Source organism: Pseudomonas sp. NPDC008258, assembly GCF_042956345.1.
GTDB lineage: Bacteria > Pseudomonadota > Gammaproteobacteria > Pseudomonadales > Pseudomonadaceae > Aquipseudomonas.
Genome location: NZ_JBIBGE010000022.1, coordinates 53,624 through 69,242, shown reverse-complemented (window position 1 = coordinate 69,242; position 15,619 = coordinate 53,624). Strand labels below are relative to the sequence as shown.

At 56.0% G+C, this 15,619-nt stretch carries 8 protein-coding genes; all 8 read left to right on the top strand.

The window, feature by feature from the left end; genetic code table 11:
• Window positions 1-2 precede the first annotated feature (2 nt).
• Window positions 3-1,586, top strand: coding sequence for a flagellar hook-associated protein 3 (locus ACFY9W_RS18385; protein ID WP_391132733.1), 1,584 nt, complete (start codon window positions 3-5; stop codon window positions 1,584-1,586).
• A gap of 88 nt (window positions 1,587-1,674) precedes the next feature.
• Window positions 1,675-5,229: a glycosyltransferase gene (locus tag ACFY9W_RS18380; RefSeq protein WP_391132730.1), complete on the top strand. Its 3,555-nt coding sequence runs from the start codon at window positions 1,675-1,677 to the stop codon at window positions 5,227-5,229.
• 51 nt (window positions 5,230-5,280) lie between these two features.
• Entirely contained in the window at window positions 5,281-8,037 is a 2,757-nt protein-coding gene (locus ACFY9W_RS18375) for a glycosyltransferase (RefSeq protein WP_391132727.1), read from the top strand.
• A 110-nt stretch (window positions 8,038-8,147) separates the two neighbouring features.
• Window positions 8,148-8,858, top strand: a complete 711-nt coding sequence (locus ACFY9W_RS18370) for a WbqC family protein (protein ID WP_391132724.1) — start codon at window positions 8,148-8,150, stop codon at window positions 8,856-8,858.
• Between the two features lie 14 nt (window positions 8,859-8,872).
• On the top strand, window positions 8,873-12,442 hold the full coding sequence (locus tag ACFY9W_RS18365) for a glycosyltransferase (RefSeq protein ID WP_391132721.1): 3,570 nt from the start codon (window positions 8,873-8,875) through the stop codon (window positions 12,440-12,442).
• A complete protein-coding gene (locus ACFY9W_RS18360) occupies window positions 12,415-13,176 on the top strand; it encodes a formyltransferase family protein (RefSeq protein ID WP_391132718.1) in 762 nt (253 codons plus the stop codon). Before ACFY9W_RS18365 ends, ACFY9W_RS18360 begins: the two co-directional genes overlap by 28 nt.
• Window positions 13,177-13,262: 86 nt before the next feature.
• Complete coding sequence (gene rffA / locus ACFY9W_RS18355; RefSeq protein ID WP_391132716.1) at window positions 13,263-14,408, top strand: dTDP-4-amino-4,6-dideoxygalactose transaminase; 1,146 nt, start codon at window positions 13,263-13,265, stop codon at window positions 14,406-14,408.
• Window positions 14,409-14,623: 215 nt separating this feature from the next.
• On the top strand, window positions 14,624-15,559 hold the full coding sequence (locus ACFY9W_RS18350) for a ketoacyl-ACP synthase III (protein ID WP_286110824.1): 936 nt from the start codon (window positions 14,624-14,626) through the stop codon (window positions 15,557-15,559).
• Window positions 15,560-15,619: the final 60 nt, after the last annotated feature.

Sequence of the window (15,619 nt, the reverse complement as noted above, 5' to 3'; positions counted from 1 at the left end):
TCGTGAGCGTACGCATCTCTACTTCGCAGTTTTACAACACCAGCAGTGCCAACTATCAGCGCACGTTTGCCAACACCGTGAAGAGCCAGCAGGAGGCCAGCGATGGCATCCGCGTGCGCTCCGGTAAAGATGACCCGGTGGGCGCGGCGCGTTTGCTCCAGCTTGAGCAGCAGCAGAGCATGCTGAAACAGTACTCCACCAATACCGTGAATGTGCGTAATGCGCTGGGCACTGCGGAAAGTACACTGACGTCTATTGGCAATGTTCTGCAGCGCGTCAACGAATTGGCCATTAGCTCTGGTAACGGCGCATTTACGGATTCTGACCGCAAGGCGAACGCTGACGAACTGGCTTCGCTGGAAGATCAGCTGTTTAACCTGATGAATAGCCGGGACGAAAGTGGCAAATACATATTCTCTGGCTCCAAGGGCGATACGCCGCCTTACGTTCGCAATGCGGACGGCACCTACAGTTACCAAGGCGATCAAGGCAAGTTGAACCTGCAGGTGGGAGACATGCTCAGCCTGGCTGCCAACGAAACCGGTTATGAAGCCTTCGAGCAGGCGCTCAATACCAGTCGGACCCAGGCGCAGCTGACTGCGCCGGCGGTCGATGATGGGCGTATCAACATGTCCAATGGTCAGGTTGCTGGTAGCTCTACCTACAATGATCGGTTCCGTGGCAGCGAGCCATACACGATCGAGTTTCTCAGCAGCACTGAGTACAAGATCACCGATGCTGAGGGTAATGACGTTACGCTCGAGGCGAGTGGGGGGGGGAAGTTTGACCCTAATGCCGAGGGTGCCGGCATCAGCTTCCGCGGCGTTGATCTGCGCTTGGATATCACCTACAAGGATGGTGACAAGGGTAACGAAGATGCCGCAATTGCAGGCCATCAGTTCACCCTGAGTTCCAAGCCCGATGAAGTGTCGGGTGCGCGCAGCCCAGGTAACGCCTCTTCGGAGCAGATTACAGGTGCCACCATTACTGACAAGAATGCATACGAGGCAGCATTCCCGTCAGGGGGCGCAGTGCTCAAGTTCACCAGCAGTTCGACGTTCGAGCTCTATGCGTCGCCGGTAACCGACGATAGCCGCCCAGTGGCCAAGGGATCGCTGGGTGGTCCCAATGGCACTACCGCAACCGCTGCCGGGGTTAGCTTCGAGCTTTCCGGGCCGCCGAGTGCAGGTGATTCGTTTGGGGTGAAAGTGGATACTCATCAGACCCAGAACGTGCTTGATACCATCAGTAAGTTGCGCACGGCATTGAGTACGCCAGTGGATAGCGACCCGGTTGCGCGTCAAAACTTCCTGGCTTCGCTGGATTCGGCCATGGGTAACGTATCGAGTGCCATAAATCAGGTGTCTTCCTCCATCAGCGCTATCGGTGGGCGTGGGCAGGCGCTGGATGTGCAGGCGGAAACCAACGAAGCGCTGAGCGCTGAAAATACCAAGACGCAAAGCTCGATCCGTGAAAGCGATCCGGCTGAGGTGATGCTGCGCCTGAACATGCAATCCAACATGTTGCAGGCTTCATTGCAGGCTTACGCGAAAATCGCGGGGCTGTCGTTGGTCAATTACATCTGATCAAGAAAATATATGCGAGATGACCTGAGTTAAAGGTCGTCTTGCAAATTTCGCCATATAGCTGTTTTACTGCTTAAGTGAGCAACGCGTGAACGCACAACCTCTCGTCACAATCGCTATCCCAGCGTTCAATCCTGCTTTTTTTCGCGGTGCGCTAGCTAGTGCGTTGGATCAGAATTATCCGAACTTGGAGGTCGTCGTTTGTGATGACAGTCCGGGGATGGAAATAAAAGCGATTTGTGATGAGTTGGGTGGTCTTTCGCGCGTTGCATTCCGTTATGTGCGGAATTCGAAACGTTTGGGGTTTTCCTGTAACTTACTATGTTGTCTGAGTCATGCCTCGGGAGAATTTATTAAGTTTCTCTGCGATGATGACCTGTTGATGGTTCAGTGCATTGCACATCAGACCCAGGCTTTTCGCCAGCACGAACAGGCGAGCATGGTGATTAACCAGCGATTGGTTTGTGATGCTGATGATGTATTGTTGCCCTCTCGACCACTCAGTGCAGTTATAGCTCCATCGTCAGCAATACTTTATGGTACCGATCTGCTCGCTTGTGTGGCTGAGAGTGCTGCAAATATCTTTGGTGGTATCAGTCATGCACTTTTTCGGCGGGTTCAGGTGGAGGAGTACTTGGGCCCGTTGGTGCAGGACGGGAAGGGGTTCACTGCTCGCTTGGATATGGCTGTGTATATTTGTTTGCTGCGACGCGGGCACTTGGTCACGTTGGAGCACGCTTGGAGTATTGAGAGAGTTCACGCGGGAAGGCTGAGTTATCACGTTTCAATGGTTGAAGCAGCCAAGATCGAGACCGACTGGCTGCAGCAGATGTTGGCGGCAAGAACTGGTGAAAGGGAGCCCGCCGAGGGATGGGTGCGTTACTTGCCAATGGGTTCCAGTGGTTATGGGCATGAGGCGGATTGGAAGGAGTTGGATGTACGGAACTTTACATCCAAGCAGCTAGCCTTCTTTGAACAGCAAGTGGGTACTCATAGTCTTACTTTTTCTGATCTGTACGCGGAGTGGCTCGAAACGCGCTCGTTGTCGGTAGGGCAAGTACGCTTGCTGCCTAAGCGTATGGAGCAGTGGCCTTGCCGACCTCGAATAATGCCTGTGGTATTCTGCAACGAGGATCAGGAGTTAGCGCTGCGCGCCACTTTAGATAGCCTGATTGCGCAATCTTATGCGGCTAGTTCCATTCAAGTGCTTGGTCTGCCGTGTCCGACACAGCCGCTTGCTGATGTCCATTATCGCGCGCGCCACGATGAAGGTTTTTGCGATATCAATTCGTTGATCCGCGAAGCGCGCGCTGATTGGATCTTGCTGTTGCAGGCGGGGGATCTTCTGCATACTCAGGCTCTAGTCATAATGGCTGAGCGAATGGCGTTGGTTACTGGCAGCTTGTGCCTTTACTTTGATGAAGGTGGCTATAACGGACGAGAGTCAGGCCAGCCAATTTTCAAGCCTGACTTCAATCTTGATTTGATGCGCAGCATGCCCTATGTCGGTCGACAATTGGCGTTCAATTGTGAAGCTATGAGTGCGCTGGGTGGCTTTGATGCACGGTTCGCAGAATTGGCGCCCCACGACCTGCTCTGGCGTTTGGTCGAAACCCATGGCTTACAGGTAGTCAAGCACATTCCCGAGTTGCTGGTGCAGAGTCAGAATACCTATGCCGATTGGGTATGTGACTCAGCTGTACGTGCTCTATCTGTTAAGGTCGTGAGTGCTCACTTGCAACGAATGGGCGTGGCTGCGGAGGTAAGGGCTATCGAAGGTAGTTTGGCGGCCCGCGTGATTTATCAGCATGGGCAGCCAGCGAGCGTTTCCATTCTGATTCAGGTGGGCAACGATCTTCTCACGTTGCGTCGTTGCGTCGAATCGCTGCTGGCGCACACCCACTATGGCAACTATGAAGTGCTGCTAGTCGTTAGGGGCAATGAGCCAGTCGAACTGCAGAACTGGTTGATGGCAATGAAAAGCTTACAGAGCGCCCAGTTAAGGATCCTTGACGTCGGAGTGCTAGGGATTGCCGCGAGTCTAAATCACGCTGCTGAATACGCTTATGGCGACTATTTATTGTTGCTCGATGTAGGTTGTGTGCTATTTGACTCGCAATGGTTACAAGAACTGATGTGCCAGGCGCAGCGCCCAGAGGTTGGGGTGGTTGGGCCAAAACTTTATGCCGGCGATGGCTCCGCCGCCTCCAGTGCGCTGGTGCTCGGTTTGGCTGGCGTGGTAGGAAACCCGTTTGCAGGGAGTCCTGCAGATGGCGATAGTTACCTGGACCGCCTGCGGGTGGTGCAAAACTGGTCCGCTGTAAGCTTGGATTGTCTATTGGTCCGTCGAGAATTGTTCATCGAGTTGCAAGGCTTGGATACACAGGCTTTGCAGCAAGCCTACTTCGACGCCGATTTCTGCCTGCGAGTGCGTGAAGCGGGCTACTTGGTGGTTTGGACGCCATTTTCAAAAGTGGCTCGTTTGAACGCGAGCACCGCAGCACGACGTATAGAGGATGAACGGGTGTTTTACCAGCGTTGGTTGGCGGATGTAGCCAATGACCCTGCTTATAATAAAAACCTCAGCTTGAAGCAGGGAGGGTTCAGGTTAGAGCCGGGGTCGCGTAGCGGCTGGGATCCCTTTATCTCTCGAGCTGTGCCATCGGTCTTGGCATTGCCATTCAACACTTCCGCTGTGGGGCATTATCGGGTCATTCAGCCATTCACTGAGCTGGAGCGTGAGGGGTGGGTTCAGGGGCAGGTTAGTTATCAAATGCCGGATCCTTACACGGCTGAGCGTGAGAAGCCGGATGTGATGATTCTACAGCTTCGCTGCTCTGGCGAGAATATTCAGGAAATCGCTGATATTCGACAGTTTTCCAATGCTAGGCGAGTCTTTGAAATTGACGATTATATATTGGAGCCCTCCGCGAAGAACGACCACGCTCGCAACTGGCCCAAGAATATTGCTCAACTATTGGGGCAAGCTGTCGGTCTTTGTGATCAATTAGTTGTTTCTACTCAGCCACTGGCGGACGCTTTGTCGCATATGCATCACGATATTCGGGTTGTTCCTAATATGTTGGCTGCCTCGCTGTGGGCTGGGCTTTTGAGCCGGCGCCAAACCAGTGCCAAGCCCCGGGTCGGCTGGGCGGGAGGGTCCAGTCATCGTGGGGATCTGGAGATGATGCTAGAGGTTGTTCGAACGTTGGCAGATGAAGTCGATTGGGTTTTCTTTGGCATGTGTCCAGAGATGCTGCGCCCCTACGTAAAGGAATTCCACAAGGGTGTGCCGATGGCTCAGTATCCCCGGAAGTTGGCCAGCATGAACCTCGATTTGGCGCTAGCGCCGCTCGAGCAGAACTTATTCAACGATTGTAAAAGTAACCTGCGGCTTCTGGAGTATGGCGCTTGCGGCTATCCGGTAATTTGTACGGAAACCAAAGCGTATGCGGGATATTTACCTTGTACTCGGGTTAAACGTAATGAGGCCGAATACTGGCTTGAGGCAATTCGTATGCATCTTAGCGATCCGCATGCCAGCTATCAGCAAGGGGATGCATTGCGTGAGGCTGTGCTAAGTGACTATGTACTGTCGCGGCATCACCTGCAACATTGGGCCAATGCCTGGCTGGCAGATTGAACCTGAAGTTCGGCGACGCGTTGTTTGGCTCAAATAATCGGAGAGGCCGTTATGGCGGATATTGCAGCAGCATCCAGTAATGAAGTGACCGTGATTGTACTGGGGCAGGGCCAGAATGCTTACCAGGCCCGTGCACAGTATTATTACCAGCAAGCCGGTATTCCGAGCCTAGCTTTCGCGACCTCCTCCGTCAACGTTGCGAACACATCCATTCGGGATTGCCTTGCTAGTACATTGAGTCAGGTGACGACGCCTTTCGTCGTCCTGGCGGAGGAAAGCGACTTCGTTCTTGAGTCTGCCTTGCAGCACGCAGTGGAATGCTTACATGCGCAACCTTTGATGATAGCTGCCCAAGGTTATGCCCTTGGAATGGTAGTTGGCAGCGCTGAAGTGAAGTACCACAAGCTTGGCGCACACTTAGGGGTGCAAAATGGTTCCGGAGCGCTGTCGCGGCTCCAGCTTTATGCACAAGCTGGCCGTCAAGCCTGGAGGGCAGTAGTCAGGGTATCTGCATTGCAGGCTGCGTTGGCCGAAGCTCCGCCATTCAGTGACGAAGCGTCGTTTCGCCTTGGTCTAGCCTATTCCATTCTGGCGCTGGGTGAGATCGCTCAGTTGGATCAGACGGATGTCTTGAGTGCTTATAAATCTGACTCCTGCAGTTTGACTGTGCGTGAGGAAAGGCTGAATCGTGCGCTGCACTTCTTGCGTGATTGGGACAGTAAGCAAAACGCACCACGTAATGACGATAGTCACTATGTGATTCTCAGCGAATTTGTGCGAAACACTTACGATCATGGCGACGCGACGTTGTTGTTCACTTCTAGTTGGAATAGTGTTGTCAATGATCCTGAGCGTTCCTTCGAGGTACGTCAATGGGTGGAGATGCCTTACTATAATAGCGGGTTATTCTCGCAGTTATCGGCAGTGGAGTTCTTGTGCCACGCCTGGCCTGCTGGGAAAGCCCAATATGACGCTCTGGAGGGGGTATGGGTGCGCCAGCGCGACCTGCTTCAAGAGCACCCCAATGATACTGTCGAGAGCTTGCAGTTGCGTTATTGGCAAGCTCTGGCTCTCGGCTTGTTTGATCCAGAGCTATGTAAAAAACTGCTGCAGACGCTGACGGAGGCTGATAATCAAGAGCGAGCTGAGGAGCTAAAGGGTTGGCTTTCACGTCTTGAGCGAGTTCCTAGTGCCGCCTATGAGTTGCGGCTACAGGTTACTCCCTCGGGGCGTATACTTCGTGCGCTCGAAGCTGCTCATCCTGATGTAATGACCCAGCAGCGTGTATCAGCAGCAATCAATGCACGTTGTCCTGAGCAATTTGCTTTCATTGTGCTGGATTTGGGCAATGACGATATAGCTCTTCAGGCCACGTTCGATAGCATACTCGCTGCTGGTGTTAGCAATTTTAAACTCGTTGTACTCAAAGCGGGGCGGCTGCCGGCGGTTACAACTGCACGTGATACCTTGCATTTCATTAGGGTTGCCGAAAGCAACTGGGTAAATCATCTTAATGAGGTGGTGCGCCAGCTTCCGAGTGACTGGCTGCTTTTGCTGGAGGCAGGTGATGTGTTATTGGGCGGCGGACTGCTGCGTTTGATGGTGGAAGTCCAGCAGGCCTCGACCTGCCATGCTATTGCCGCTAACGAGGTGCAGCGGGATGTGCGGGGGGGGCTATTGAGCATCGCTCGGCCTGGCGCCAATCTGGATTTGCTACGCACACAGCCGGGGCTTATGTCGCGTCATTGGCTTGTTCGCCGTCAAACCGTGCTGGATCTTGGTGGTTATGCTCAATTACATCGCCATGGCGTAGAGTTTGAAATGCTATTGCGTATAGTCGAAGCAAAGGGCGTAGCGGGTGTTGCACATATGGACGAATATCTGGTGATCGGCCAAGAGCCTTCCTCGGAGCTATCGTCGGTAGCAGCTTCGATTGTCAGTGGTCACCTAAAGCGGTTGGGTTATCGGGCTCAAGTCAGTGATGAAGGTAGTCGGGGGCTGGGAATTGACTACCGCCATAATAGTACTCCACTGGTAAGTATATTGGTGGCGTCCGAGGGTGATGAGCGGCAACTGGAGGCTTGCGTAACAGCTGTGTTGCAGCGTACTCGTTATCCGCGCTACGAAATTATACTAGTTGGAGGTAACGGCTCACTATCTGGTTTGGATACTCTGCAGTCGTTTTCTGTGCGTGTGAGTGCGGTCTCTGCGAAACAAGGTGCTTCTCAAGCTGAGTGGCTTAATGTTGCGGCAGGCGAAGCAAGGGGGGAGTATCTTATCCTGTTGTCAGAACGTTGCCGGGTACAAACGCCGGCATGGGTTGAAGTGCTGCTCAACGAGGCGCAGCGGCCGGAAGTGGGAGTTGTTGGAGCTGCGTTGTACGACGCCGATGGTGCAATGGCCCATGCTGGTTTTGAATTGGTGAGGGGCGGCTTGGTGCAAGCACCATGGCATGGCGCTAGTCCTAGAGTAGTGGAAAGCGCCCGTTGGCCGCTTTCAGTTCGCAATTGTAAGGGGGTGGCTGGCGAATGCCTTATGGTACGCAAAGATGTATTCCGGCAGATTGGTGGTCTTTCTACAAGGCCCAATGCGGACATTGAATTGTCCCTTGCGGTTGAGCAAGCGGGGCATTTGGTGGTTTGGACGCCACGCGCGCGTCTGGTACTTAGCTCGTGGTCTATGGCGCCCGAGCGCATTGATCCGTCGCTGGAGGCTCGCTGGCCATCTGCGTTTGGGCATCAACAGCAGTTTACCGTTCGAGATGGGGCGGCAGTGCAGCCGAACCTAGATTGGCTAACGGAAATTTAAATACTGGCGCGAGAATTGCAGAAGCCGGGTGCGGGCCCGGCTCTTTCATGTCTTTTGGCAATATATTGACGGGCTGAGGATTTGCTATTGCCGAGCAGTTGGGGATTGGAATGGGTAAGAAAGTTGCGATATTGCAATCGAACTACATCCCATGGAAGGGCTATTTCGACTTGATTCGAAGCGTCGATGTTTTCGTGTTTTACGACGATGTGCAGTACACCCGTCGAGACTGGCGTAACCGTAATAAGATAAAGATCGCTCAGGGCGAGCATTGGCTGACGATTCCGGTAAAAGCCAAGGGTCGTTTCGAACAGTTGATCAACGAAGTGGAGATCAGCGAGCCCGACTGGGCGGCACAGCACTGGAAGACCATCGCCATGAGCTATCGTCGGGCTCCATGCTTCGCTGAGCTGGAAACGCGCATTCGCAGCTTGTACGAGCAGGCAGCCAACCTTCCCAGCCTGTCACGCGTCAACCAGTTGTTCATTGAAGGGCTGTGCCCTTTGCTGGGTATTCACACGCCGCTGTATCGCTCGGAAGAGCTGGGGCGGGCCGAGGGGCGGAACGAACGCCTGATCCACCTTTGCAAGGCCGTTGGTGCTACCGAGTACCTCTCTGGCCCGGCTGCCAGCTGCTATCTCGATGAGTCGGCATTTGCCGCAGCCGGCCTTGATGTGTCCTTCATGAGCTATGCCGGTTACCCGGAGTACCCACAGTTGCACGGTGAATTTCAGCATGCAGTGAGCGTGATCGATCTGCTGTTCAACACCGGTGGCGATGCCTCGACATTTCTGCGGCGGCGCGCGACGGATGCCCCTTGATTGAAGACTGTTCCTTGCTGATCCAGACCTGGAGTACTCAGATGCTTAACCCCGCGCAGGCAGACATCCGGCAACATGACCATGCGCTGGCGCGTTTGCGGCTTATGTTCGCCAAGCCGGAGCACCCCTACTACATCTATGCCCCAGGGTACCGGGAGACGTCTTCAGGTATCGTCGCGATGCACTTGCTTTGCCATGTGCTCAACCTTAGTGGCAGGGAGGCCTATATCGTTGGCGCTGACAAGCGCAATTCGGACCTCAAGACCCCCTTGTACGATGATTCTGTCCGCGAGCGCCACCGCTCGGAGGGCAAGGTACCTATAGCGGTCTATCCGGAGATTGTCAGCGGAAACCCGCTCAACCTGGCAGTCGTGTCACGTTATCTGCTCAATTATGAAGGGTACCTTTCCGGCAAGGGCATGGAAGCGAGGCCCACCGATCTGCTGTTCTATTACGCTGCCTTGTTGGCCAAAGATGCCGTCCCAGACGAAGTCGATGTGTTGTGTGTACCTGCCATCGATATCGAACTGTTCCAGGCGGGCGTGCCTGCCAGCGAGCGCAGCGGTTGTTTTCTTTACCAGAACAGGTTCCCGCTCGATCGCATCGATTATTCACTGCTGCCGAATGATGTCCGATTGCTGAGTATCGCGAATGCGCTGTCTCTGTCGGAATTGGCCGACGTGTTGCGGCACGCCGAAGTGCTTTACACCTATGAGTGGTCGATGACTTGCGTGCTGGCTGCGCTGTGCGGATGCCCTGTGCTCTTCATTCCGGGTTTTGGTGTCGATCAGGCGTTTCTGGATAATTGCTTCTTTGGCTGTGTGGGGTTTGCCATGCTCGACGGGCAACAGCCATTGGCTCGGGCTCGGGAAACGCTTGATGGTGCCCTTGCGCGATACGTGGAGCGAACCCTGGGTTTCTGGCAGCAGTTGGATGTGTTTGTCGCCAAGACGCAGGCGGCGGCTTGCCGGGAAGCTGTCGGTAACCGGCTAGGGGTTCTGGACTGGTTGCGCGAGCGCTATCCAAGCCCTCAGCAGTTGAATGTGATTCAACAACGGCTGGACAGCGTGGTTTCGCCAACGATTGCCGTGCTGGTACTTGATCGTGGGGATCCACATGCCTTGGCACTTACCCTGGACAGTTTGAGGCGGCCCCTCTACGAGCGTCTTCAGGTTTTCGTACTGGGTGGAGATAAGGTGGAGTTCGCCGCGGTCCGATGGGTTGCCTGTGATCCGCTCCATCCGGTACTGGCCCTAAATGACTGTTTGGCCGCATGCCCTGCCGAATGGTTCCTGCTGGTCGAGGCGGGCGCGGCGTTCGTGGCCAGCGGAGTGCTGATGTTGGCGAAGGCTATCGCTGATGCACCGGATGACTGCCTTGCGATTTATGCCGACGAAGCAGTGCGCGGACCTGATGGTGTAGTGGACCTCGCCCTGCGACCTGATCTGAACCTGGATCTGCTGTTGGCCTCTCCTGCGAGTCAGTCCCGGCATTGGGTGTATCGGCGTGCGGCAATGCTGCTGCATGGCTTCGAGCGCAGCGCAGGTAGTGCTTTTGAACTTGACGCTCAACTCAGGTTGCTTTCGGCCCACGGGCTCGGCAGTGTCGGGCATGTGAGCGAAGTGCTGTTGATTGCCCAGGCCGGCAAGCAGACTCCATGTACAGATGAGCAGTCCGCCATCCAGCGCCACCTGCAGGCCAGAGGGTACCCCGACGCCCAGGTGTTCACGCTCGAGTATGGGCGACAGGGGTACCGAATTGAGTACGGGCCTGTGCATCACGCCTCAGTGACCGTGCTGATCTATCTGGAGGGCACGTTGTCTCAGTTTCAACGTTGCCTGGAGCGACTTCTGACGCAAAACCTGCCTGCTGCGCTTCAGATCATTTTGATCGACCCTGGTCATGATGACCCGCTGCTACGCCAGTGGCTAGAAATCGTCGGGCAGATGAGCGCTGAGCGGTTGCAGGTATTTCACTTCATGCCCGGGCAGCCCAGGGCGGCGATGTGCAACGCAGCTGCGCAGGAGGCAAGCGGGGAGTACCTGGTGTGGCTGAGTGCGCAGAGTGCGGTGCTCGATGAGGGGTGGTTGCAGCCGCTGATTGATCAGGCTCAGCGCCGCGAAGTCGGCGCTGTGGCAGGCAAGTTGCTGGCAAGTGATGGCAGTGTTCGCCAGGCAGGCCTTGTGCTGGGGTTGGGCGCTAGCCTGGGGCCTGCATTCGAAGGGTTGCCAGCGCACAAAGCGGCTTGCGGGCGGCGTACGGAGCTGGATCAGAACCTGTGTGCACTGAGTGGAGATTTGCTGGTCTTGCGGCGCGAACTGTTCTTGGCTGCGGGCGGTTTTGATGCAGACGCGCTTATCGAGCCCTGGGCCGATGTAGATCTATGTTTGAGGTTGCATCAGGCCGGCTACCTGAATGTGTTTACTCCACATGCGCGGATGCTGGTCGACAGCAATGGCCGGCGACGCGCCACTGTCGAGCAGGAGGATGCGTGGTATGAGCGTTGGCTGCCCTTGCTTGCCCGCGATCCGGGTTATAACCGCAATTTCACTTTGCAGGCAGGCAGAAGCTTTACGCTGGAAAGTAATGCCCTGAGTTGGCGCCCGTTGCAAGGTTATGTGCCTACCGTGCTGGCCTGTTTCGATCAGGACCACGCTCGGGCCCAGTCACGGTTCATTCAGCCCTTCCTCGCCATGCGTGAGCACGGCGTTCTGGACGGCGCGTTGACCACACGTCTGCCATCTGTGGTCGAGCTCGAGCGTTTCGAACCCACCAGCGTGGTCTTGCAGCGACCACTGGACAACGCCAGCCTGCTGGCCATGCGTCGTCTTCGTGCGTTTTCGCAGGCTTTCAAAGTCTACGATGTGGACGGTTATCTGCCGCAAATGGGCTTGCAGGGAAACTTCACCGCTGAAGAAGTCCTGACGCGAATGCAGCAGGGCGTGATGCAGGCTGATCGGGTGCTGGTCGCTACGCCGGCCCTGGCTGAACTGCTTGAGGGCAGGCACGAAGATGTTCGTGTGCTGGAAGCCTCTCTGCCCTTATCTTGGAAAACCCTTCGGAGCAAGCGCCAGGCGGGCGTGAAACCACGGTTGGGCTGGCTGGGGGGGGAAGATGCCAGCATGCTGGGCACGGTAGTGGCTGAGCTGGCTGATGAGGTGGAGTGGGTGGTAATGGGGGACTGCCCTGCAGAGCTACGCCCTTACCTGGCCGAGTGGCACCCCGCGGTAAAGCCAGGCCTTTTCCCTGAAACCCTTGCCGCGCTCAATCTTGATCTGGCGTTGGTGCCTATGGCGGAAACCCTGGCCAATGCCTGCTCGGGTGATATGCGTGTTCTTCAGCATGGCGCCTGCGGTCACCCCGTGATTTGCAGCCGTGTACGGGGCTTTGTCGGGGGAGAGACGCTACCGCTTACACGTGTGGCCAATGAACCCGAGGAATGGCTGCGTGCGGTTCGTTTGCACCTGAGCGATCCGGCGGCATCCGCGTCGTTGGGTGACACATTGCAGGCCACGGTACGAACGCAGTGGCTACTCGAAGGCGCGCGGTTGGACGCATGGCGCCAAGCCTGGTTGGCAGAATGATGAGCGAGCCATGTAGGGGAGGCGCTGTGCAGGGTCATGTGAACAAGCGGTTAGTTTTTTTGTGCTCAGGCGGCGGCGGCAACCTGTCATTTCTGCATCATGCGATTCGCGAAGGTGCTTGGCACGGTGGGGAAATCGTTGGGGTGCTGACAGACAGGCACTGCATGGCCAATGAATTTTCCGAGCGGGTGGGTTTGTATAACCGGGTGGTTAGCCTGGGGAGGGGGACGCAGCACGAACTGACCGCACAGTTGGAGCAGTTGCGCCCCGACTTGATAATTACGACGTTCCACAAAATTCTGTGCCCGGCCGTAGTTGCCCAATACCGTGATCGCCTGGTGAACCTGCATTATTCGTTGCTGCCTGCGTTTGCTGGTTTGATCGGCAGTGCCCCCGTGTTGGCGGCGCTGCATCAGCAACTGTTGTTCAGTGGCGTTACGGTCCATCTCGTCGATGAACAGGTCGATGCAGGGCGGCCCTTGGTACAGGTTGCCATTGCGCTGGTTGCAGGTGACTCACTCGACAATCTCATGCCGGTCGTTTTTCGTTGCGGCTGTATCGCTCTGGCGCGCGCGTTGACGCAGCTTTCAGGCGGCGGTGCCCACTTGAGTTCGGCTGCTGGCCTGGAGGTGTCGGGCAGGGCTTGCCTGTTCAATGGCGGGATGACGGCTGCTGAAAACCTGCTTGGCGATGAACGTTTCTGGGGCAGGGTGCAGTTAGCGGTAAAGCAATGATGAGAGGTCGGGACAGGCTGCGAGATCGTTGCACGACCCACGCAGGCAGCCTTTCATGTGGCATGCCATTTATGGAATGAATTCAGATGAGCGCAGACAAGATTTTCTTCAACCGTCCGCATATGACCGGCAAGGAACTGTATTACATTGCTGAGGCCAAGTTCGGCAATATGCTCGCTGGCGATGGGCAATTTACCAAGCGTTGCCACCAGTGGCTGGAAGCGCACACGGGGTGTAGCAAGGCATTGCTGACCCACTCTTGCACCGCTGCCTTGGAAATGACGGCACTGATGCTGGATATCCAGCCGGGTGATGAAGTCATCATGCCATCCTACACCTTCGTCTCTACGGCGAATGCGTTCGTGCTGCGTGGGGCGGTACCGGTGTTCGTCGACATCCGGGCCGACACGTTGAACCTTGACGAGCGGCTGATCGAAGCGGCGATCACGCCACGTACCAAGGCAATAGTACCTGTGCACTACGCCGGGGTGGCTTGTGAAATGGACAGCATCATGGCCATTGCCCGTAAACATGGCCTGCATGTGGTGGAGGACGCGGCCCAAGGGGTGATGTCAACTTACAAGGGGAGGGCGCTTGGCAGTATCGGCGACCTCGGTGCATACAGCTTTCACGAAACCAAGAATGTGATATCCGGCGAAGGCGGTGCCTTGCTGGTCAATACGCCGGAGCAGGTGCTGCGGGCTGAGGTGATCCGTGAAAAGGGCACGGACCGCAGCCGTTTCTTCCGTGGCGAGGTGGACAAGTACACCTGGCAGGAGGTGGGTTCTTCATTTCTGCCGGGCGAGCTGATCGCGGCGTTTCTCTGTGCCCAACTGGAAGAGGCGCAGGCGATTACCGACGACCGCCTGTCAACCTGGCGAGCTTACCATTCGGCCTTGGCCTGGCTGGAGCAACAAGGGTTGCTGCGCCGCCCCATCGTGCCTGAGCACTGTCAGCACAATGCCCACATGTATTACGTGCTGCTAGCCCCGGGCATCGACCGGCAGGCCGTGCTCAGCAAGCTCAAGCGATATGAAATCTACGCAGTGTTTCACTATGTTCCGCTGCATTCGTCGCCTGCCGGCAAGCGTTACGGCCGCACGCACGGTGCAATGGAAGTCACCGACTACAGTGCCGAGCGCCTGCTGCGGCTGCCGTTATGGTGCGGCATGCCCGACGCCACTCGTCATCGTGTGGTGCAAACATTGGGCGAGGTACTGCTCGAGCGGTAAGGGGTATGAGCTGACGCTCGAAGCAGCGGAGGTCTATTCGACAAAAAGAGCGTGACTCAGGAGTCAGAACGCGCATCTTCACTGTATATTGTCGAAACCGGGAGCCGCTGCGCCGCACCTGGAAAACGCTCAGGGATCGGTGGCCACCGTATCGCCTGGCGTCTTGCTGTTGCGCAGGCAGTGGGAACTTCGCTGTTATTGAATTGGGAAGCCATATGATTGGCATTAAAAGCATCGCCAGCTACGTGCCTACCGAAGGGGTGGACAACTACGCCCAAGGCGCGAAATTCGGCAAAGATCAGGACTTCATCTTTGGCAAGATCGGTTCGACCTTCTTGCCACGCAAGGAAGACAACCAGGAAACTTCCGACCTTTGTGTGGAGGCCGCAAGGAAGCTGTTCGCTGCCAATCCAGCCCTGGACCCCACAACCATCGACGCTGTCATCGTGGTTACCCAGAACGGGGATGCTGAAGGCCTGCCGCATACTGCCGCTATCGTGCAGCACAAGTTGGGCCTGTCGACCGCTGTTGCGGCTTTTGACATTTCTCTGGGTTGCTCCGGGTATGTCTATGGTCTGTATGCCATGAAGGGTTTCATGGAGGCCGCGGGGCTGAAAAATGGCCTGCTGATTACCGCTGACCCCTATTCGAAGATTGTCGATCCCGAAGATCGCAACACCACCATGCTGTTTGGTGATGCAGCAACCGCCACCTGGATGGGCGAGGGGGCCGCCTGGCAATTGGGTAAATCGCTGTTCGGCAGTGATGGTGCCGGTGCCGAGCACCTGCGTACCACTGATGGCAAATTCTTCATGAATGGGCGCCAAGTCTACAACTTTGCTTTGGTCAAGGTGCCGGCACATTTGCAGCAGTTGCTCGATGCCAGCGCGCTCAAGGCTGAGGACATCGACCTGTACTGCCTGCACCAGGGGAGCGCGGCGATCGTCGATGCTGTATCGGCGCGTTTCGATGAAGGTGAGCACAAGCAGAGGTTCGTCAAAGACATGGTCGAGACCGGCAACACCGTGTCGTCGAGCATTCCGCTGCTGTTGGAAAAACATGTGCTTGGTTCTCAGTGCAAGCGCGTCGCGCTCAGTGGCTTCGGCGTTGGCTTGTCCTGGGGTTCGGCCATCATCGAACGGCTCGACTGACCGTTTGTCGCCGTGCAAAACGCCGTCACTGCCTGACGGCGTTTTACTTTCTATGCTGCA

Bases quoted from the DNA above. Each gene is read 5' to 3' on its own strand.
- ACFY9W_RS18375 (WP_391132727.1), top strand. From the start codon at position 5,281: ATGGCGGATATTGCAGCAGCATCCAGTAATGAAGTGACCGTGATTGTA.
- ACFY9W_RS18370 (WP_391132724.1), top strand. From the start codon at position 8,148: ATGGGTAAGAAAGTTGCGATATTGCAATCGAACTACATCCCATGGAAG.
- ACFY9W_RS18360 (WP_391132718.1), top strand. From the start codon at position 12,415: ATGGCGCCAAGCCTGGTTGGCAGAATGATGAGCGAGCCATGTAGGGGA.
- rffA (WP_391132716.1), top strand. From the start codon at position 13,263: ATGAGCGCAGACAAGATTTTCTTCAACCGTCCGCATATGACCGGCAAG.
- ACFY9W_RS18350 (WP_286110824.1), top strand. From the start codon at position 14,624: ATGATTGGCATTAAAAGCATCGCCAGCTACGTGCCTACCGAAGGGGTG.